Here is a 19395-nt window from a genome sequence, read left to right as displayed (position 1 = left end):
CAGGACAAGGATTCAATACCATGCTCTCAAAACCATCAGGACGAACCGGACCAAACCGCATCCGTATTTCACATTTAAATTCCAGACCACCCGGGCAACGAACCGAAACAAAAACAACACCTGATCTTTTTGGTCGGCCTGAAATCGAACTCTATTTCCTATCACTTCATACCATTATGCGTACCTGTCACTTCGGCTCCATCAAAAACCATCAGGTCCACTTAAATCCCACAGGTCAAGCTGTCCAGGACTGCTGGTATGACCTTCCCGTCCTATATCCCAATATCCATCTGGATCTTTGCGTGGTGATGCCTAACCATCTGCACGGCATCCTGGTTTTGCACAAATTACCTCTTAAAAATATTTTCCTGGAAAAAACCGAGCTGGGTGAAAATCCGGGAGTCACTGCGGACATTGATGAAATAATCCAAAAATTTATTGATATCTCATCAAAATACATCTATGAGTTTAATGCCGCTTTACAAGGTCCTGTCTGGAAAAAACCACTTGAACATGAACAAATTAAAAACGAAACCCGTCTCAACTTGTTGCGGGAGTATATCGCTGACAACCCATCCTCATGGAAAGACGATCCCATGAATCCCAAATACAAGCCGGATACACTTGGCGTATCGATCACAAATAAACACCCGGCACCTTAACACCCGCCGGGTCATTGATAATCCTACCCCGACTCCCGAAAGCTTAATCTCTTAACTTGAGTACAATGACGGCAGCGGCAATTTGAATACAAAAAACAGAAAAAGCAATCGCCGCGCCTGCCAGGCTGGAAAACGACCGGCTAAAAAGACTGATCATATAGAACACCATGGCATTTAAAAAAGCCACCATATAAATCATCCAAGACTGTGAGCTGATCCAATTGAAATGCCGCGGCCGGTCGGGTTGATCATACATCGGCACGGCATTTTCAAATCCCAAGGGTTTAATCTTCATAAAAAAAACTCTTTGCATATTAATATACCGGGCAGCTTTAACAAAATAAATTCGATTTCTTATTAGAATGGCATAAAGAAACATACCGAGCAGCAAACCTACGCCCAGGGTCACCACTGCCGGGGTTTTCATTGTCGGCGCAGTTCCCAAAAAATATTGATACAACGCTGTTACCACACCGGTTAAAAAAGTGTACACAACAAACAGAAATTTAAAAATGCCGACAATTTGATTGTCATAATATCGCATCTGTTCAAAACATTGATTAAAATCATCACGCATAAACGCCAGCGCTGCTTGTTCCTCCGCAGCATTTACATCAACGGATAATTTATTCATTTCCGATCTGCTTCTTTTCGATGGCAACCACGGCACCATAATCCTGCAGTTTTCGTTGGATTTTTAAAGCACCTGCCAAAGTAGCCCCTTGATAAATAATTTTCGGGGCATAACGAACAGCTTCAATTGCCGCCTTTTTTCCAAGGGTATTATCGAGATCACACAACACGCTACTCAAAGAATACAATTCAGCCTCCCCGACACTTTTAAGCACAACGTCATACCGGACTTGGTTTTCATCTTGCGCAGGAACCGGATTGCCCTCACCAACCATCAGCATGTGCTCCGGCAAAGGAAAATCGATGCCTGCTTGCCCGGTGGCATTGTACAGCGTCATTCGGTAGACCGACCATTGTTTTTCAATTTTCATTAAGTGAAAACGTACTGTCGCCCGCGTTTTACTCCCTTTAAGACGGACCGAAAATCGCGCCTGATCGGATGAAAGCGTTTTGGCGGCGGCAACACGACCCTGGATAGGTTCCCCGAGAAGTGTCCGGATTTTATCAATTTTAACAAATTCGGTCATCGCATCTTTATAAATTTTAGAATGTTGCCATTTCAACTGAACGATCCCAAACATGAGCGGAATGAACAACACAATAAAAATAAAAAACCAAGTTATAAAACCCCAAAAAGCCCAATTACGTTGAACGCGTTCAAAGTGTTCCACACTTTTCCAGCCGCCTTTTTCCCACGCCCACTGATTGCCTTTCAATCCCAACAAAATAGGGACACCCAAACCCAAGACAGGCACCAATGTTAAAAAAGCCACATCAATTCCGTGTTTGCCCCCCCAAATAATATTAAGCAATGCTGCACCCCAGCTCCATTTTCCGCACGAAGGCGGATGCTGCTGCTGTAATTCAACCGCGGATGGTTCGCTCATGCAACGCTCCTAAAATAAACTGGTCTTTATTGAATATTTGTAAATCATTATATTTTAATCTCTTATGAGAAAGCAAGGTAAATTCGCGTTGATGCAACACCGCCTAAATTTTCCTATTGTGAAAAAATCGTTATTCAAAAAAACGGCCGCGAAAACGGCCACAAACAATCATTCTCCCAAAAAACGCTAGCGTAGTGTGTCCAACACTTCTTTATATTTAATTATCATTGCGAGGAGCATTTTTTGCGACAAAGCAATCTGTTTTGATTGCAAAATGATGATAAAAACGAGATTGCGACCAACAGAAGTCCCATACGATCCCCCATCCGGTCGGGGCTTCGCTCGCAATGACAAATATAAAGTTACTTATGACGCACTACACTAAGCTTGCATTTCCAGATGAAGCCGCAATATTTCCGCTACATTCCATGCGCGGGATAAACACCCCCGTGCAGAGTGAGGTGGATCTCCGTCAAACATTTCTGAAATCGTCCCCAAACCCGCTTCCCGAATATGCTCTTCAAACGGTTTAATAAGCTGCTTAATTTCAGAACGAACTTCAGGGGTATTGCCATTGACTTTTCGCAAAGCATCTGCATAAGGGCCTAAAAGCCAGGGCCACACCGTCCCTTGATACGCCGCTCCCTCACGACTGATGATATCACCGTCATACGTTCCCTTGTAATCCGCATGGTCACGCGCGAGGGTTCGAAAACCAAATGTGGTATACAATTCCTGACGAACATTTTTCAGAATTTTTTTAGCTTTCTTCCCGGTGACAACCGGAAAAGGCAATGCGATTGCCAAAACCTGATTGGGCCGTGTGGTCTCTTCTTGATAATGTTCCTCCACCAAGTCGTAACAACAGCCGCATGCTTCATTCCAAAATATCCGGTGAAAAGAATCGCCAACCTGACCTGCCAGCGTTTGATACTCCGTCAACTCCCGGTCAGTTCCAACTATTTTCGCCAACATCTCCATCGTGCGAAGTGCATTGTACCAAAGCGCATTCACCTCCACGACTTTTCCCGAACGGGGGGTAACAATCCAATCCCCTACCTGAGCATCCATCCAGGTTAACTGAGCACCTTCTTCCGGAACTGTAATTAATCCATCCGCGTCCATATGAATATTGTAACGGGTGCCTGCCCGATAGTATTTAATGATTTCGCGCATCGGTTCCCAGATCTCATTGCGGATAAACGTCTCATCTTCAACCCGTTCAAAATAGTGAAAAACCGCCACAAAAAACCACAAGGCGGCATCCAATGTGTTGTAATAAGGATGCGAATCCACTTCCGTGAAATAATTCGGCAGCATCCCTTTATTGCAAAAACCGGCATAAGTTTGTAACAGTGCACGTGCCTCTTCATACCGCCCAAGGCTTAACGTTAATCCCGGCAGCGCAATCATGCTGTCCCGACCGCTGTCCGGCAGCCAGGGATAACCGGCAATCACGCTTAGTCCTTCGTCCCGTTTCACGATAAATTGATCTGCTGTTGCGGCGAGGATTTTCCCAAACCGGTCTCCCGGCTCCAGTGATTTCACCAAATCATGCCGACGACTTTTTTCCGCTTGCGCGGCCGCCACCGGATCGGGATTTTCCAAAATTTTGGTCGTCGCAGCAAGAAACCCGGTCTCCTGCTCACTGGAAAGCTCAAAGTGAATCACACCGGGCGAAAATAAATCTTCCGAACAGGCCAGTCCCCGTTGCTTTTCCTCCCGATAAAAAAGGTCCGTGTACCATTGCGCTGAATGTTCATAACCAACGGCATTGTGGTAAATATTCAATGCCGGCATCTTTTGGTCCGGCAAAAGTTGCACGACTTTTTTTTCCAAATCATGATGCGTATTAAAAAAGCGCCGCTCCTTTTGCTTAAGATGATGGTCGCGGAAATTGGCCAAAGGACGTACTACCAGGAATACTTTTTCATGATTGGGCGGTGCGTTTAAAAGCCGATAAGTAATCCAGGTTAAGGGAACACCATAAGACATGAAAATTTGTTTTTCCAACAAAAGATCGGCAATCCGGTAAGTAATCACAGGATAGGGATCCAGCCTGAATTCTTCAATATTTAAATAACCTACCGGCGAAATCGCCTTAAGATAGTGATGGGTGGAAAGTGAATACTTTTTACCGCCATAGATCAAGGCTTCTTCAAGTTGAGAAAGCATCATGACGCGGCACAAAGGTTTCTCAATGGATGCCGTCAGAAGAGAATGATAACTCCGGGTATGCATCCCGGCCACCGTGCCAAAGGCATACCCGCCAATGCCGTTGGTCTCAAGCCATTCTTTCCTGGAAGAAACCTCAAGGTTTCCACAAATATCCCTTCCCAAAATAATCATGGTTAGGACAGCCCCTCCTCAAAATCATTCACCCGAATAATCTGACGCCCAACGCGATCTTTTCCCAGAGACCATTGCAACGCCAGCGTGAGTGCTGCACTGCCCAAAAGCACCAGCACCGCCGGCAAGACAAATTTCTGATCCCAGCCCAGCGTTAGTAACGTTGAATAAACACCACAACTTAAGATAAGTATGCGCACCAAACCCGCTGCAAAGACCGCCCCGGGTTTTTCCACGACAAAGGCAATCAGGCGCGCTGCACCCTGGGCCAGGGCATAGGCGGCCGCCAAAACAAACACTCCGCGAAAACACAAGGGTAAAAACTCAAAATAGGTCCGTCCGATCCAGGCAACCGATGCAAGCTCCGTGATAATCAATGCCTTCATCACAAAGGAGACAAACACCAACCACCATAGCACCTCGCCGGTCGCTTTGGCCGGCACAACATCCGCCCGAAACTTATTCCAAATGCGGGTGATGCCCAACCAATTGCAAAACACATTCCAACGAATTAAACCTAAAATCGCACCTCCCAGATGTTTTGTGATCTCTGCCACAAACAACCCGACAACAATAACCACCGAGGCAACCAGTAAGTCACCTACATGTTCAACAAACACACTGGTAATATGATTAAACTGGTTCATCATAAGCATTTGTGTTGAATACGGATCCATAAACTTCCTCCTAAATAATTAATGACCGGCCCGAAGGGCCCAAATAATAATGCCAATTCCCAACACCACGCGATAAACAACAAATATATATAAGGTCCGTTTACGCAAATAAGCAAGCAAAAATTTGATGCAGCCGTATCCGGTGACTGCGGCGGCGAGCATACCCACCAGCAGTGTTACCAACGATTGGTCAATAGCCGCCGCCGCCAAATCCGGCAAATTAAACACCACTGCTCCGAAAATCGCCGGCATGCCCAGCAAAAAAGAAAACCGGGCTGCCTCATCCCGGCGAAACCGCAGCAACATTCCGGCAGCAATCGTACTGCCGGAGCGGGAAACACCCGGCATCAAAGCCAGTGCCTGGGCAAAACCCACAAACAGAGCTTCACCCCATTTCATACTTCCCACCTCACGTTCTTTGCGGGTGGCGGCTTCCGCCCCAGCCATCACCAAACCGAATCCCACCAGCCATGCCCCGATGATCCATGGTGCCCGAAACGTCGTTTCAATCGACTCCTTCAAAACCAGCGCTGCAATCACTGCAGGAATGGTGCCAATGATAATAAACCATCCCAGGCGGACGTTTTTATCCGAGCGCATCCCGGGTTGATACAAACTTAAAATCCACGCGCCCAAAATTGTCTTGAGATCTTTCCAAAAATACACCACCACAGCCAACAGTGTTCCAAAATGCAGTGCAACATCAAATGCCAGCGAATTGAGAAGTTCGGCCTCCCAGCCAAAAATTTTCGGCAAAAGTGTCAAGTGGGCTGAACTGCTAATCGGTAAAAACTCAGTCAATCCTTGAACAACACCTAAGACAATCGCTTCTAGAAAAAACATTGTTTCATTCGCCAATCCTTTTTAGTTTATTATTTACAAGAGTTAGACACGCGTAAATATTAAAAACAGCCTTGAAAACAAAAACCATAATTTTGCATAATAATGTTAGGCTAAGACATCTGGAATGTCTTTTGAAAAAACATTGCGGATGTCTGTCAAAATACATCTATTTTACAATGATTTTTATTAATCCAAAAGTGCTTAACTCTTATATTAACACCCTAAAAAATAGCATCCGTATTTTATTCCGGCAGGACGGCAACCAATCCCCATTTTATTTTTTTCTTATCCAACACTTGAAGAAACACGTCCACCAAATCCGGATCAAATTGCAGACCGGAACAAGTCCGTAATTGGTCAACCGCCTGATGGTACGAAAGCGCTTTTCGATAAGGCCTGTCGGAAGTCATCGCATCAAAAGAATCCGCAACAGCCAATACGCGCGCCAATCGAGGTATCGCCTCGCCTTTCAAGCGATCCGGATACCCGGTGCCGTCATATTTTTCATGATGAAAACGGACAATCTCCGCAACATCCGCCAGGCTTCCGACCGACTGTAAAAGCTGAGAACCGATCACAGGATGTCTTTCAATATTCATCCGTTCTTCAAATGTCAACGGAGTTTCTTTTTGAAGAATCCTATCTTCAATCCCGATTTTCCCCAAATCATGCAACAAACAGGCTTTGTTGAGCAGCTTCATTTCCATTTCATCCAACGCCAGCGCCTCGCCCAAAGCGGTTGCGTAGCTGGTAACCGATTCGGAGTGACTATGCGTGTAATTGTCCTTCACTTCAATCGCTGCTGCCAAAGATTTAATAATATCCCAAAAAGCGGCGTCGAGGGCCTCAAATAAATTGGCATCATCAATCCCAATGGCCGCCTCCGCTGCAATACCCCGTAAAAACAATTCATCTTTATACCCAAAATTCTGTTTACCGTAAAACCCGCCCACCCCGATAATGCCGAGCATTTTACCCTTGGTCACTAAGGGTAAAATGCGTAAATCGCGCTCATGCAATACGCTGGAAATTTTTTCCATGGGAAAACGGCCCGGGTTTTCAAGTGTGCTGATCACGGAACGTTGCTCCAATTCCTTATCTGTAAAATTTAAATCCTCTTTACGCAAAATAAGTGTCTGAAATAAAGGACTGCGGTGCGGTGGCAGGCCTATCGCTTTGGCCGGTAAAAAAATCTTTTTCTTCTCATCCCACAAAAACACCGCGCATAAATGAAATTTGAGCGCACTGGTTAAAATAATCACAACACGGTTCAAAACATCCTGCAATGAATTGAGCGCTCCGACTTCCTCCGCCACCTGAAGCAAGGTTTTGGCAATCTGAGCCTCTTCCTTCATTTCTTTATAGAGATTGGCATTTTGAACAGTAATCGCAGCATGTTGTGCAAATAGCTTTGCGTTTTCCAGTTCTTCATCTGTGAATTTCCGAATCCGACCCCGGCTATACAGATTGATAGCACCCAACACTGTATTGCCAAATTTAAGAAAAATCGAGAGTACGCTTACCAATCCCTCTTCTCGAATCAGACCTACATCACCCTGAGGCGTTTCCTGAATATTCTCAAAATAGGCATGCTCCACTCCGTTCTCAAGAAAAGGACGGATACTGCGAGAGGGAATGACCTGTCTTTTTATGTAATCCGTCTTAAACCCATAGCCTGCTTTAATCAGCATCTGCTTTTTTTCCACATCCCAGTGCATGCAGGAAACAGCATCCGCATTGAAAAATTCAGAGGCGGCTTTTGCCAAGGATGCCAGTGTCTGGCTGATCGGAGTCTCTCGGGTCAACTCAAATGAGGTTTTCCGGATCATTTCCAATTGATGTTTATATTTCCGGACATCGGATGCCAAACGCTTATTTTCTTGTAAAAGGGTTTGATTCCGGCCCAGTTCTGCGAACATACTTTTTTTCTTAATCCCGGTCTTTTTCACGACCGGTTTTTTCACTGTTTTTTTTGCCGGTTTGACAATCCGCTTTTTTTCAACCTGCTTACGTCCGGCTGAAACAGATTTTCGGGCAACTGTCTTTTTTTTAATTTTTTTTTGTATTGGCATAGCGTCTCCACACTGGCGACCAACTTCGGAAAAAACTATCAAACGGTATCTTCTGACAATATTTTATCTTTGTACAAACCAAGCTTTCCTATTATATGCAATGCCGGGAGGTAGAGCAAGGAAAACCATGAAACCAATGGACAATACTCGACACCAAGCATAAAGTATGTTATTTTATCGCGCTAACACGATAAAACCACAAGGATGTTTCATGACCGCAAGCATGCAGCAAAGAACACAAAAACTTGGACACGCACCTGTTGGGCGCCTGCTTTTCCAATTGGGCATCCCCGGTATGATATCTATGTTTATTATGACCCTGTACAATATCACCGACACCTTCTGGGTTGCCAAGCTGGGACCTGATGCCATCGCTGCCCTCACTGTAATTTTCCCCTACCAAATGTTATTGGTGGCCATTGGTGTCGGATCCGGCGCCGGATTTTCCTCACTCATCGCCAGACGCTTTGGCGAAGGCAAACACGAGGAAACCAACCACATCGCCGGTCAGGTCTTCCCCCTGACAGTAATCTTTGGCCTGCTCTTTGCTTTGGTGACCACTTTTTTTCCGCGACCCTTCCTAAACTTGCTGGGCGCCACCAGCGATATTTTCCCGCTCGCCTACAATTATTTGTTTTTCATCGGGTTTGGCGCCGGGTTTACTTTTTTTTCCATGATGAGCAACAATATTTTCCGCGGATCAGGCAATACCCTCGCACCCATGATTTTCATGGCCGTGGGTGCCATTTTAAACATCCTGCTTGATCCTTTCTTTATTTTCGGCCTGGCATTTTTCCCCGCCTGGGGTGTCAAAGGCGCTGCCGTGGCCACCCTGATCTCCCAAGGATGTGCTGCATCGCTAAGTTTATTTTACCTGCTTTGCTGTTCCGGATACCGGTTTCGTCTTGCTTATCTCATTCCGCACAAAACCATTCTTCTCAATATCTACCAGGTCGGATTCCCAACCTTTATCATGCAGACTGTCGGCTCAATTGTCATGACAATCGCCAATCATATTCTCGGCGGATTTGGCGCACACGCAATCGCCGCCAATGGACTGGTTTTTCGTTTAATGGGATTAATTGTGATGCCAATCGCCGGCCTGGCCCAAGGACTGATGCCGATTGTCGGATACAATTATGGCGCAAAAAAAATCCCGCGATTGTGGCGGGCGGTCAAAATCGCTTCCATCAGTTCTTTTGCAATCATCGGTGTAGGGTACTTATTTTTACAGTTATTTCCGGCTTTCTGGATCAGCTTATTTACGCGTGACGAAAGTTTTCTGCCCCTGGCAACACATGCCGCACGGGTGGCCACGTGTATGCTCCCCCTGATGGGACCACCCTTTATGTGGATCACAACTTTTCAGGGACTGGGAAAAGGCAGGGCTGCCATGCTGATTTCTTTATCACGCCAACTGATTTTCTTATTACCTTGTATACTGATTCTCCCCCGAATTTGGGGATTAAACGGCCTATGGATTTCAATACCCGTCTCTGATTTATTGGCTTTTATCATTGCAGGACTCTGGGTCCGAAAAGAATACCAATTCCAAATAAAAACCGAACCCCCGGCAACAGGTCCCACGCCGGACACCTTTGCGCTAACCGATCCGGCGGGTTAATTAATCCTCTTTTAAAAGCACCTCCGCTTCCGATATATCCGTGGGAAACAGATTATGGGGCACAGACTCTTTTCCTTTTGCTTCAGAAACCCGGTAGCGGGCGCATGCGGCATAATCCCCATGACAATATTTTTCTTTCAGTATTCCGGCAATATTAGGCATATTTTCCATTTGATCCTTAAAAAAAGGACATGCTCCAAGTTTTGGGCAAGCAGCCATATTCCAACACCTCTTTCGCTTCGCTTATTTTAGCATCGACACATTCTATCAAAAAACAAATGCATAATTAAAAAAAACGTCCAACAACTCATTTAAAAAAAACATCTTAGTATTTGCAGTACAAGCTAATTCATGTCAGAATATGTTTTTTGATTCGATTAATAGTATACAAGATTTCATGCGTGTCGGCTGTAAAATGACCTTTGGGTCATGCCATTTATGTATGTAAACAAGGAGTGGGATCATGAAAAAAACCAAGCTAAACTCCCGGGCTGTCGCCAAGAAAAAAAACAGTTTAAAAAAGTCCATTTCAAAAACCAAACCGGCAAAAAAAGCCAGACCCACCTTGGACAGTTCGGCACGTAACCGCATCATCAAGTTAATCAATTCTTCGTTGAACATCGACGAAGTCTTAAATCTTTCCATGAAACTCATGGAAAAAACCCTCAACGCCACCGCCTCATCTATCTTGCTGCATGATCCGGATAGTGATGAGCTGAAATTCTACCTTGCCACCGGCGCCAAAAAAGATATGCTCAAAGTCATCCGAATGCCGGCGGACAAAGGGGTTGCCGGAAAATCATTCCAAACCGGAAAAACCTTGCTCATTCCCGATGCTTCCAAAAGTTCTTTTTTCTATAAAAAAGTGGATGATAAAACAAAATTCGTTACAAAAAATCTTATCGCAACACCCTTGCCCATCAAAGGCAAACGAATCGGCGTACTCGAAGTCCTCAACAAAGCTTCCGGTACCTTCACCCAAACCGATATGCAAAAATTAAAAAATATGGCCCAGGAAATTTCGGTTGCCATCGACAATGCCCGGCTTTATGACGAAGTCAAACAGGCTTACATACAAAGTATGCTCAACATGGCCAAAGCAGAAAAATTCCGCGATCATGATACCGGACTGCATATTGAACGCTGCGGAGAGTATGCCGTCCGGCTGGCGCCGCAACTGGGTTTCGAAGAAAAAGAGCTCGAAAATTTGCGTGTTTCCATGATGATGCATGATATTGGCAAAGTCGCCATCCCGGATAGCATTTTGCTCAAGCCGGGCAGACTGGATGACGCTGAGATGGAAATTATGAAAACGCATACAACCAAGGGTGCGCAAATACTCGGCCAGGCTCCCCTGCTGCAACTCGCCATCCAGATTGCGACCTGCCACCATGAAAAATGGAAAGGCGGGGGGTATCCCAATAATTTCCAGGGAGAAAATATTCCTTTGGCTGCACGCTTGCTTGCCATTATCGATGTTTTTGACGCCCTTGCATCCAAGCGTCCTTACAAAGACCCCTTTCCGCCGGAAAAAGTAAAAGCCATTCTCCTGGAAGGCCGGGACACTCATTTCGATCCGGCTATACTGGATCTCTTTATTGCGCGGTTTGATGAAATGCTCGAAGTACACCGGAGTATGTCCTAACGATTATCCGGCAGCTTATTTCCCCGGTCATGTTTCAGCTGGTTGCCATCATCAGGGGCACGAAACAAGTGCTCCTGATTTTTTTAATCCTAAAAGCAGCAGGAGTCACTACACATAATGACAGGTTGGATTGCTTTTTTACAGTTAATTGCTGGTGGTGTTTTTTTATGGCTGGGTGGCGAAGGAGTTGTGCGGGGTTCCGCTTCTTTCGCGATGCGTCGCGGTATTTCCCAACTTGTCATCGGAGTGACCATTATTGGTTTCGGGACCTCTGCTCCTGAGCTTTTCGTCTCCATGATCGCCGCCTTGCAAGGCAATCCGGATATTGCCATCGGCAATGTTCTGGGATCCAACATCGCCAACCTCGGGCTTGTTCTCGGCACCTCCGCCCTGCTGGTTCCTTTGATGATTTCTGCAACAATCATTCGTTTTGAAATCCCTCTCGTAATCTTCACGGCCGGCCTGGCCTGGCTGTTTAGTCTCAATGGACAGCTTTCGCGCCTGGAAGGACTTTGTTTGCTCGGTCTTTTGGTTTTTTTTCTGCTGGTAATGATTTTTCGTGCCGGAAAAAGCAAACCCAGTGCGGTTAAGACGGCTGACATCGCAGACACAACGCTGCTTAAATCAGTTTGGTTTGATTTCGGATATTTAATCATTGGACTGGCAGCCCTGGCGGGCGGTTCAAAATTCTTTGTGAGCGGCGCTTCCACAATTGCCCGATTGTTCGGCATCTCTGAATTTTTAATCGGATTGTCCATTGTCGCCCTGGGAACATCTTTACCGGAAATGGTTGCCTCAATAATTGCCATCTTCCGGAACAAAGCCGATTTGGCAGTAGGCAATCTGGTAGGTTCAAACATCTTCAACATACTGCTTATTCTCGGTCTGGTCTCGAGCATTACGAACATTCCTATTCCAAGCAATGCCCTGGCTTTTGATTTTCCGGTGGTCTTTATTTTCTCGCTTCTGCTTTTACCCCTGGCTTTCACACAAAAACGCATCTCCCGCTGGGAAGGATTGCTGCTCTTATTACTCTATTCCGGCTATATAGGCTTCATTATACGACGCGGATAACACTTTTCTTTCATACAGGAAGTTAGCATGGCACATGTTCTCTTACTATTCATTGATGGTATTGGTTTGGGACAAAACAATCCTAAACACAACCCGTTTGCCGCCACCCAAACAACCTTGGGTTCAGGTACGCCGCTTTATTTCCCTCTCAACCCTTCAAAAAATGCGGCAATCGTGGTCCCCACCGATGCCGGTCTCGGCATTTCAGGCCTGCCGCAAAGCGCCACCGGACAAAGCACGATTTTATCAGGTGTCAATGCCGCTGCGCTTTTGGGCCATCATTTACCCGCGTATCCGAACAAACGCCTGGCACAGTTGTTGGCTGAAAAAGGCATCTTCACATGGTGCCGGGAGCAGGGCTTTTCCGCCACTTTTGCCAATGGCTTTCGCCGCGAGTACTGGGACATGGTTGCCAATGGCAAATGGCGGCACTCTGCCACAACCCTTTCTGTTTTGGGCGCACAAGGATACTTCCGCGATGAAAAAGATTTTGAAAAAGGTGCGGCGGTTTATCATGATATTACCGGCTGGTCACTGAGACACTCGGGTAAAAAAGTCCCTTCAATCTCCGTGCAGGAGGCAGGCAAACGTATTGCTCAAATCGTCAAAAAAAACCACTTCACCTTATTTGAATATTTCCTGACCGATATGGCAGGACACCGCCGGCAATGGGATATGGCAGTAAAACTTCTGGAAGAACTCGATGGCTTTATTCATAATATTCTGCGTGAAATCAATCCGGAACAAACGACGGTAATCCTTACCAGCGACCACGGTAATTTCGAAGATTTTTCAGTTAAATCCCATACAAACAATCCGGTGCCTACTATTATCTATGGACACCAGGGTTTGACTTTGGCACCAAGCATCAAGTCATTGACCGATATCGTCCCAACCATCCAAACACTGCTGCTCAATCGCCCGAAACGAAATCAACCGGGTGTACAAAAATCAATTTAACAGCCGACTAAAAATGGAATAGCGCTTGCGCAGATAATATTTGCGGAGAATAAACCGCTGATAACGATTTACTGTTTTATGATAACAATGGTGCTTACCCGCATCATCACCGGCAGCTGCCCGCATTTCCAGTAACCGTTGCGCGATAACTTCTTTTTTTCTGAATAAATTAAGCAACCGTTTTGTCACAATCCTGAACTCCTTACAAAAATAGGGTGGTGAATAACCAACTGCAAAAAAAATAATTTATTATGGAATGTGTGTTCACTCATTAAGTGTCGTCACAATCATCATTTTTATTAACTTTTTTTTAGAATTTGCTAAAATAATCCAAGCACTTTGTAAAACGCCATTAAAAAATGAGGGTTGTGTGCCATGAAACCGTCCTTGCCTCGTTTGCGAGATCAATTACATAAGAATGCCGACCCTGAGAAAGCCCGCATTTATCAACGCTTTTTCAAAACCGGCCCCGGCGAGTATGGTGAAGGTGACTGTTTTATCGGCGTTTTGGTGCCGCAAATCCGAAAACTTGTCAAAATAGCCGTGTCCCTCCCTCTAGTCCAATGCAAGAAATTGATTATATCACCCATTCATGAAGAACGAATGCTCGGTGTGCTGATTCTCGTTGCCAAATTCAAGCAAAGCCCGGAGCCTGTTCAAAAAGAAATCTTCATCCTCTATACAACCCTTTTCAACTATATTAACAATTGGGATCTAGTGGATTCTTCTGCCGAACATATTACGGGTAGTTTCCTCTTTCACAGGGACCAACACCCGCTTTTCCGATGGGCCAAGTCAGCGCATCTCTGGACCCGCCGAATAGCCATCATGTCGACTTTTCATTATATTAAGCACTTTGAATTTGAAACAACGCTCCAACTGGCAGATCAACTACTCAAAGATTCTCATGATCTGATTCATAAATCCGTCGGATGGATGTTAAGGGAAATCGGTAACCGAAACTTAATGATTGAAGAGAATTTTCTCAAATCCCGCTATAAAACGATGCCAAGAACAATGCTTCGCTATGCAATTGAAAAATTTCCTAAAAGACGAAGAAAACAGTACTTACTCGGAGACATATAAAAGCACAAATTTTATCTATTTTTTATCATTTTTCATCAAATCCAACACTCTTTATTATCAAATTGAATAGAAAGCTTGCTAAAAAATCGAGAAATCTTGAATTTACTGCCATAAGGTACATGAAAACAGGACTTACTAAGCCGAACCCCACCCGCTTCTTCCAAAATACCTTGCTTTGCTTTTTTTCCATATAATCGGTAATTAAATTGCGCCTTTTTGTTTTGCGGTAAATTTTTTAGTGAAAAGGTAAAAATGGTATGCGGTTTGATCTTGAAGACCTGACTGGCTGAAAAATCATGCAGCGAATTCCAGTATACCATTTTTCCATCTCTAAAAACCAACTGAACAATCGCATTATCCGGTTTATCCAGTTCATCTACAGACCATATTATAGGACTAATTTTCACTTTCAACATTTTTTCAATTGCCCGGACCGTCTCTGTGCAGGCATCAATAGAATTGGTGCCAGCCACCAAAATAAATAATTCCATTTCAGTTTGAACGGTTGCTTCAGATTTTAGAAAACTTCCATAGATAAAAATACCAACCATGAAGTCTTGCTCAATAAGTGTTTCTTTAACAATATTTATTATTTCCTTTGGAGATAAATCTGACATGAATAACCTCCTTCTATTTTTCTTATTATAAGATAAAATTTGTTTACAAGTCAAGGTTGAACGTGTCTTATAATAAGATCAAGCAATAAAAATCGCAGCACTCTTTCAACACCTACGTGATAATTTCGAGCATACTTAATTATATCATTTTATTTATTGCTTATTATTCTCTTATAATAAGACAGCCCGATTTACTATATATAACTACAGTGATAACTTTTAGAAATAATTCTTGCTTTTTTATATTCTTATCATAAGATTTTACATCTTCATGATTTTATAGAGCAAATTATTCTAATTCGTGTTCTGCAAAGTATCTTTATTTCTTATTATAAGATTTTTTACTGCATAAATTAGTATTGCTCACCCCAATTAGTCTTCTTAAGTGGCCACAGCGCTCAGCACAACTATATTTAATTTTATAAATGAAGTCCGGGAGACCGCTCTCTCTCCTGTGAAAGGCAAGGTATTCCACTAAGTACTTCGACTGAAATATGCATCCCCAAGATACTGCATATCCTGTCCATTTATTATTCGGATTAATTATCAGCTTATTAATTTATACATTTTAAAAAATAGCTCTATAAATCCCATCACACATATTGCCAAGATATTTCCTGGATTTTATAACTTTTCTGGATTTTATAGCGCTGATTTTTAGATTCGTCTGCTTTTCAAACTCAAAAACCCTTTAAAATAAACGTTTTTTGCCTCGCCAATATAAAACACTTGAAAATAAAGAGTTTTACAGTGTAGTGCCCGTTTGCGACACATCCCTGCCAAAAATCCTCAAAAGTGGCTGGCACCTTTTTGCTATGAATAGATTTGCTTCAATACTAGGACCATGCTACTATTATTTCAAAATTTATTTATTCAAGTGGATACCTATGAATGAACAATTCAAGGCATCATGGATTTAATACTTCAAGCGAGTCCAAGTGCTAAGACAGCCGGTTTGGTCAGTCACGATGGCATTCTCATTATGAAATCATCCAAGCCAACGTTCCAAGACACAAACGAACTGGAATTCCAAGCAGCCAGACTCTATCAATTCTCCAAGGCATGGTGGGACGAACTTGACTCCGGGCCGCTAAAAAAAATGATCCTCTCCGGAAAAAACACCACTTTCATTGCTTTTCCGATTGATGATGATGTATTACTTTTTATTGAAGCACTCAACACATTGAATCTTAATTGGGTTAATCAAAATATTTCGCATATAATAGCCAAAATCAAAAAAATCCTTTAGCACCGTCTTGCCCGCACACAAACCGGTTCAGGACTCACCAAATAGCCGATATTTTTTGAAAAATCATAGGTGTGTTTTTTTAATCCACTACCTACATCTGAAACCATATGATTGTCACTAGATCATGCCGCCCCACAGGGCAAAGTTCCGCACTTCAATCATCTTTTCAATCAGGGCTTAAGGTGAATTCTATATAATGTATCCGATTCTATCCATAACTCTTAGCATAATAAATAAAATGCGTTCTGGAATGTTTTTGTTATGTTTCTTTGAAGTTTTTGGATATTTATGCTATTCTTTTTTAATAGTCAATTCCTTATCCCTGGAGGTTCATCAATGAAAAGAATGTCTGCTCTGGTGATTACCCTGCTTACCATACTGGTTTTTACCCAATCTGCACTTTCTGCAACAACTCAGGATTTTTCAAAAGCTCTGGAAACGCTGTCAGATGATTTCTCTGTGGCATCAACCTGGATCAACAATCAATTGGCGAAAAGCATTGCTTTTGGTGCCAGTGGAACCATTCAACGGCCAGCTGCTGTGAAAACCCTACCTGGATTTGAAATTGGTATTACTGGCGGTCTTTCGGTAGCGATTGATGAAAGCGCACTGGTTGATATTGATACGTATGCCATTTCTTCAGATTTTTTAAATCTCCCCGCCTTTTTCTTTTCTCAAACCGGCATGATTCATGGCAAAATAGGCCTGGTAAAACTCCCGGCGGTTGGAAAAATTGATATTGGCGCAGGTTTCAGCAATTACGGATTAAACTATTCCGATGATTTCGACGGTCAATTTTCCCAATGGCAACTGGAGGGAAGAATTCAGCCGGAATTACCGGTTCCCTTTGATTTGAGTCTCAGTTTAGGTGTCGGCAATATGAAAGGCAATTACCGTGTACAAAACGGTCATACTGAAGAATTGAATTCTATTGAATACAATGGAAATATTTATACCCAAACCCTGGATACTGTGGTTTTCATGAGCAGTGACTGGGATATGACTGCCTACTACGCCAAAATAATCATCAGTCAAAACTTAATTTTTGTAACACCCTATGCCGGTATAGGACTCCAGACCACAACCGGTGCTGTCAATACGATTGTGGGTTCAACCGGCACGATTTCCCTGGATCCCGATCTTCCCGGTCCGATTGAATCCGAAAGCCTGACCGTCACAGGTCCTGCCGGCACAACCGCCGGTTCATTTGACTTCAAACTCTTGGGCGGAGTACAGTTCAATCTTTTCCCCATGGTCAGTTTAAATATTTCCGGTGAATATGGTAATAATGTCTATGCAGCATCACTTGGCTTGATTATCGGGTTACTGTAGCCCTCACAGGAGACGACATCTATGATCACGCAAAACAATGTCCAAGACTTAAAAAAATGGTTTGCAACATATGTACACGCCTTTGTCGACCGCTTCCCGGAAAGCCGGCATAATCTCCTGCTCAAATCAAATCACAGCATCAATGTGTGCAAAGAAATTCTTCATTTAGGCAAGGATCTGGAACTGGCGAAAGAAGATCTTCGTCTGCTTGAAATTACCGGACTTTTTCATGATATTGGACGCTTTGAACAATATGCCCAATACAAAACATTTGTAGATGCCAAATCTGAAAATCACGCCAGCCTGGGTGTCCGCGTTCTGTGGGAAAATAAGGTTTTTGACTGTCTTGAGGATGAATCCGAACGCGAGCTTATCCTGCGCGCCATTTCCTACCATAACCGGATTCATTTACCGGATCACGAATCGGAAAAATGCCTGATGGTTTCAAAAATGCTCCGTGATGCGGACAAGCTGGATATTTGGCGGTTGGTAACAGACTATTACCATAACCCACAACAAGAAAAAAATCCCGGGATTGAGCTTGATCTTCCCGATCATCCGCATATTTCCGAAGAAGCGGTCTCGGACATTATGTCTGAACGGCTGGTAAAAAAAAGCAGCATGAAGACGCTGAATGATTTTAAACTCTTGAAAATCGGTTGGGTTTATGACCTCAATTATCCCAAAACCATTCAGCTCGTCCTGGAACGCCACTATATTAAAAAATTACTTGATGTGCTTCCCCGCTCGGAAAAAACAACAAGGGTTGCCGTTAAAATCCAATCCTTTCTGGAAAAATACCGCTACTTGTCCATGCAAAACTAATTTTTCCAGCTGCAAGGAGACCCTATGACCAACCTGGTATTCATCCATGGTGTTGATTCGCAATCCACGGGATACAGCAACTTGCTATTTAAAAATATTCTCAAAGCATACAAAAAACAGCTTCTGATAAAAGGCCTGAAAAATTCAGTTGCCCTTGAAAAAACCGGACTGATGATGCAGCATGAAATTCTCTGGGCCAACCGTACCACCAATCTGACCAGCCGGTATCTGTCATTACAATATAATATTCCCCGTAGAAAGGGAAAATGGAATTTCCTGTATAAGGCCATTGATCCACTAGCCATCCAGACGCTTTTTTACACCAAAGACAAGGGGCATAAAACCGGCCCCATGAGTATTCTTCGCACTGTCCACCAGTCTTTTAAAAAATCCTGTGGAAACAAACCGGAAAAAACCATTGTCATCGCCCACTCCCTGGGCTCTGTCATTGCCTTCGACTATCTGTTTGGCTTCAGACGGTATAAACTAAGTAAACAGGTTAACATCGCCGGGCTCTTCACCCTGGGATCACCTATCCCGCTTTTCGCTTCCGCAATGGGATATGCGGAAAACCCTGTCACCATGCCGCCCAATCTTGCTCACTGGATTAATATCCTTGATCCGGATGACGGAGTTGCCCGCCATTGCCGTCTGCATTTCAAACGTTTATTCGTAGAGGACAAAGAAATCAACACCGGCTGGGATCCGCTGGGATCACACACCAGTTATTGGAAGTCTTCCGCAGTTGCCGAATTCATCGCACAACGCATGATTCGCTGGAATATCTGATCAATCCCATTTCCTCCGCCTGAAGAACACGCAAGGATAAACTCACCCCGGCAGTGCACCCTTTTTCCGCT

19 protein-coding genes are annotated in these 19395 nt (G+C 44.0%); 10 read left to right on the top strand and 9 right to left on the bottom strand.

Features of this window, described 5'->3' with window-relative positions:
- The first annotated feature begins 20 nt into the window (after nucleotides 1–20).
- Complete coding sequence (locus K8S19_06550) at nucleotides 21–662, top strand: hypothetical protein (GenBank protein MCD4813337.1); 642 nt, start codon at nucleotides 21–23, stop codon at nucleotides 660–662.
- A 43-nt stretch (nucleotides 663–705) separates the two neighbouring features.
- Here the strand turns inward: K8S19_06550 and K8S19_06545 are convergent, their stop codons facing one another.
- From K8S19_06545 to K8S19_06520, 6 genes are all read right to left on the bottom strand, one after another.
- Nucleotides 706–1296, bottom strand: coding sequence for a hypothetical protein (locus K8S19_06545; GenBank protein ID MCD4813336.1), 591 nt, complete (start codon nucleotides 1294–1296; stop codon nucleotides 706–708).
- Complete coding sequence (locus K8S19_06540) at nucleotides 1289–2182, bottom strand: hypothetical protein (GenBank protein MCD4813335.1); 894 nt, start codon at nucleotides 2180–2182, stop codon at nucleotides 1289–1291. Before K8S19_06540 ends, K8S19_06545 begins: the two co-directional genes overlap by 8 nt.
- A 381-nt stretch (nucleotides 2183–2563) precedes the next feature.
- Nucleotides 2564–4531: a glycogen debranching enzyme N-terminal domain-containing protein gene (locus tag K8S19_06535; protein MCD4813334.1), complete on the bottom strand. Its 1968-nt coding sequence runs from the start codon at nucleotides 4529–4531 to the stop codon at nucleotides 2564–2566.
- A 2-nt stretch (nucleotides 4532–4533) separates the two neighbouring features.
- Nucleotides 4534–5208 carry a hypothetical protein gene (locus K8S19_06530; GenBank protein MCD4813333.1) on the bottom strand — a complete coding sequence of 225 codons (675 nt, stop codon included), beginning with the start codon at nucleotides 5206–5208 and terminating at the stop codon, nucleotides 4534–4536.
- 18 nt (nucleotides 5209–5226) lie between these two features.
- The gene (gene uppP, locus K8S19_06525) at nucleotides 5227–6051 is read right to left on the bottom strand and encodes an undecaprenyl-diphosphatase UppP (GenBank protein ID MCD4813332.1); all 825 of its coding nucleotides are present in this window, start codon (nucleotides 6049–6051) and stop codon (nucleotides 5227–5229) included.
- Between the two features lie 242 nt (nucleotides 6052–6293).
- Nucleotides 6294–8123 (bottom strand): HD domain-containing protein, encoded by a 1830-nt coding sequence (locus tag K8S19_06520; GenBank protein MCD4813331.1) that lies wholly within the window; start codon nucleotides 8121–8123, stop codon nucleotides 6294–6296.
- A 211-nt stretch (nucleotides 8124–8334) separates the two neighbouring features.
- On the opposite strand from K8S19_06520, the gene K8S19_06515 reads away from it, so the two are divergent.
- A complete protein-coding gene (locus K8S19_06515; protein ID MCD4813330.1) occupies nucleotides 8335–9747 on the top strand; it encodes an MATE family efflux transporter in 1413 nt (470 codons plus the stop codon).
- Here the strand turns inward: K8S19_06515 and K8S19_06510 are convergent, their stop codons facing one another.
- Nucleotides 9748–9966, bottom strand: a complete 219-nt coding sequence (locus tag K8S19_06510) for a hypothetical protein (protein MCD4813329.1) — start codon at nucleotides 9964–9966, stop codon at nucleotides 9748–9750.
- Nucleotides 9967–10210: 244 nt separating this feature from the next.
- Here K8S19_06510 and K8S19_06505 point away from each other — a divergent pair, with 244 nt between their 5' ends.
- From K8S19_06505 to K8S19_06495, 3 genes are all read left to right on the top strand, one after another.
- The gene (locus K8S19_06505; GenBank protein MCD4813328.1) at nucleotides 10211–11392 is read left to right on the top strand and encodes an HD domain-containing protein; all 1182 of its coding nucleotides are present in this window, start codon (nucleotides 10211–10213) and stop codon (nucleotides 11390–11392) included.
- Nucleotides 11393–11509: 117 nt separating this feature from the next.
- The gene (locus tag K8S19_06500) at nucleotides 11510–12466 is read left to right on the top strand and encodes a calcium/sodium antiporter (GenBank protein MCD4813327.1); all 957 of its coding nucleotides are present in this window, start codon (nucleotides 11510–11512) and stop codon (nucleotides 12464–12466) included.
- A 27-nt stretch (nucleotides 12467–12493) separates the two neighbouring features.
- Nucleotides 12494–13426 carry an alkaline phosphatase family protein gene (locus K8S19_06495; GenBank protein ID MCD4813326.1) on the top strand — a complete coding sequence of 311 codons (933 nt, stop codon included), beginning with the start codon at nucleotides 12494–12496 and terminating at the stop codon, nucleotides 13424–13426.
- On the opposite strand, the gene K8S19_06490 is transcribed toward K8S19_06495, so the two are convergent.
- A complete protein-coding gene (locus K8S19_06490) occupies nucleotides 13418–13615 on the bottom strand; it encodes a hypothetical protein (protein ID MCD4813325.1) in 198 nt (65 codons plus the stop codon). The genes K8S19_06495 and K8S19_06490 overlap by 9 nt on opposite strands.
- Nucleotides 13616–13801: 186 nt before the next feature.
- Between K8S19_06490 and K8S19_06485 the strand changes: the two genes are divergently transcribed.
- Nucleotides 13802–14512 carry a DNA alkylation repair protein gene (locus tag K8S19_06485; GenBank protein MCD4813324.1) on the top strand — a complete coding sequence of 237 codons (711 nt, stop codon included), beginning with the start codon at nucleotides 13802–13804 and terminating at the stop codon, nucleotides 14510–14512.
- Between the two features lie 35 nt (nucleotides 14513–14547).
- Here the strand turns inward: K8S19_06485 and K8S19_06480 are convergent, their stop codons facing one another.
- A complete protein-coding gene (locus K8S19_06480) occupies nucleotides 14548–15129 on the bottom strand; it encodes a hypothetical protein (GenBank protein MCD4813323.1) in 582 nt (193 codons plus the stop codon).
- A 910-nt stretch (nucleotides 15130–16039) separates the two neighbouring features.
- Here K8S19_06480 and K8S19_06475 point away from each other — a divergent pair.
- The 4 genes from K8S19_06475 to K8S19_06460 all read left to right on the top strand — a co-directional run bounded on the left by K8S19_06475 (nucleotide 16040) and on the right by K8S19_06460 (nucleotide 19324).
- The gene (locus K8S19_06475) at nucleotides 16040–16378 is read left to right on the top strand and encodes a roadblock/LC7 domain-containing protein (GenBank protein MCD4813322.1); all 339 of its coding nucleotides are present in this window, start codon (nucleotides 16040–16042) and stop codon (nucleotides 16376–16378) included.
- A gap of 336 nt (nucleotides 16379–16714) precedes the next feature.
- Nucleotides 16715–17710 (top strand): hypothetical protein, encoded by a 996-nt coding sequence (locus K8S19_06470; protein MCD4813321.1) that lies wholly within the window; start codon nucleotides 16715–16717, stop codon nucleotides 17708–17710.
- 21 nt (nucleotides 17711–17731) lie between these two features.
- Nucleotides 17732–18535, top strand: coding sequence for an HD domain-containing protein (locus K8S19_06465; GenBank protein MCD4813320.1), 804 nt, complete (start codon nucleotides 17732–17734; stop codon nucleotides 18533–18535).
- A 24-nt stretch (nucleotides 18536–18559) separates the two neighbouring features.
- The gene (locus K8S19_06460; protein ID MCD4813319.1) at nucleotides 18560–19324 is read left to right on the top strand and encodes a hypothetical protein; all 765 of its coding nucleotides are present in this window, start codon (nucleotides 18560–18562) and stop codon (nucleotides 19322–19324) included.
- Nucleotides 19325–19395: the final 71 nt, after the last annotated feature.

The sequence above is a fragment of the bacterium genome (genome assembly GCA_021108215.1).
In the GTDB taxonomy this organism is placed as follows: domain Bacteria; phylum Oederibacteriota; class JAAXVQ01; order JAAXVQ01; family JAUVAV01; genus JAIORK01.
This window is presented reverse-complemented; position numbering and strand designations above follow the sequence as displayed.

Excerpts from the sequence above, each read along its gene's own strand:
- uppP (MCD4813332.1), bottom strand. The coding sequence starts at position 6,051 with ATGTTTTTTCTAGAAGCGATTGTCTTAGGTGTTGTTCAAGGATTGACT.
- K8S19_06540 (MCD4813335.1), bottom strand. The coding sequence starts at position 2,182 with ATGAGCGAACCATCCGCGGTTGAATTACAGCAGCAGCATCCGCCTTCG.
- K8S19_06485 (MCD4813324.1), top strand. The coding sequence starts at position 13,802 with ATGAAACCGTCCTTGCCTCGTTTGCGAGATCAATTACATAAGAATGCC.
- K8S19_06495 (MCD4813326.1), top strand. The coding sequence starts at position 12,494 with ATGGCACATGTTCTCTTACTATTCATTGATGGTATTGGTTTGGGACAA.
- K8S19_06520 (MCD4813331.1), bottom strand. The coding sequence starts at position 8,123 with ATGCCAATACAAAAAAAAATTAAAAAAAAGACAGTTGCCCGAAAATCT.
- K8S19_06500 (MCD4813327.1), top strand. The coding sequence starts at position 11,510 with ATGACAGGTTGGATTGCTTTTTTACAGTTAATTGCTGGTGGTGTTTTT.
- K8S19_06545 (MCD4813336.1), bottom strand. The coding sequence starts at position 1,296 with ATGAATAAATTATCCGTTGATGTAAATGCTGCGGAGGAACAAGCAGCG.
- K8S19_06460 (MCD4813319.1), top strand. The coding sequence starts at position 18,560 with ATGACCAACCTGGTATTCATCCATGGTGTTGATTCGCAATCCACGGGA.
- K8S19_06475 (MCD4813322.1), top strand. The coding sequence starts at position 16,040 with ATGGATTTAATACTTCAAGCGAGTCCAAGTGCTAAGACAGCCGGTTTG.
- K8S19_06510 (MCD4813329.1), bottom strand. The coding sequence starts at position 9,966 with ATGGCTGCTTGCCCAAAACTTGGAGCATGTCCTTTTTTTAAGGATCAA.
- K8S19_06530 (MCD4813333.1), bottom strand. The coding sequence starts at position 5,208 with ATGGATCCGTATTCAACACAAATGCTTATGATGAACCAGTTTAATCAT.
- K8S19_06505 (MCD4813328.1), top strand. The coding sequence starts at position 10,211 with ATGAAAAAAACCAAGCTAAACTCCCGGGCTGTCGCCAAGAAAAAAAAC.
- K8S19_06535 (MCD4813334.1), bottom strand. The coding sequence starts at position 4,531 with ATGATTATTTTGGGAAGGGATATTTGTGGAAACCTTGAGGTTTCTTCC.
- K8S19_06465 (MCD4813320.1), top strand. The coding sequence starts at position 17,732 with ATGATCACGCAAAACAATGTCCAAGACTTAAAAAAATGGTTTGCAACA.
- K8S19_06470 (MCD4813321.1), top strand. The coding sequence starts at position 16,715 with ATGAAAAGAATGTCTGCTCTGGTGATTACCCTGCTTACCATACTGGTT.
- K8S19_06550 (MCD4813337.1), top strand. The coding sequence starts at position 21 with ATGCTCTCAAAACCATCAGGACGAACCGGACCAAACCGCATCCGTATT.
- K8S19_06515 (MCD4813330.1), top strand. The coding sequence starts at position 8,335 with ATGACCGCAAGCATGCAGCAAAGAACACAAAAACTTGGACACGCACCT.
- K8S19_06480 (MCD4813323.1), bottom strand. The coding sequence starts at position 15,129 with ATGTCAGATTTATCTCCAAAGGAAATAATAAATATTGTTAAAGAAACA.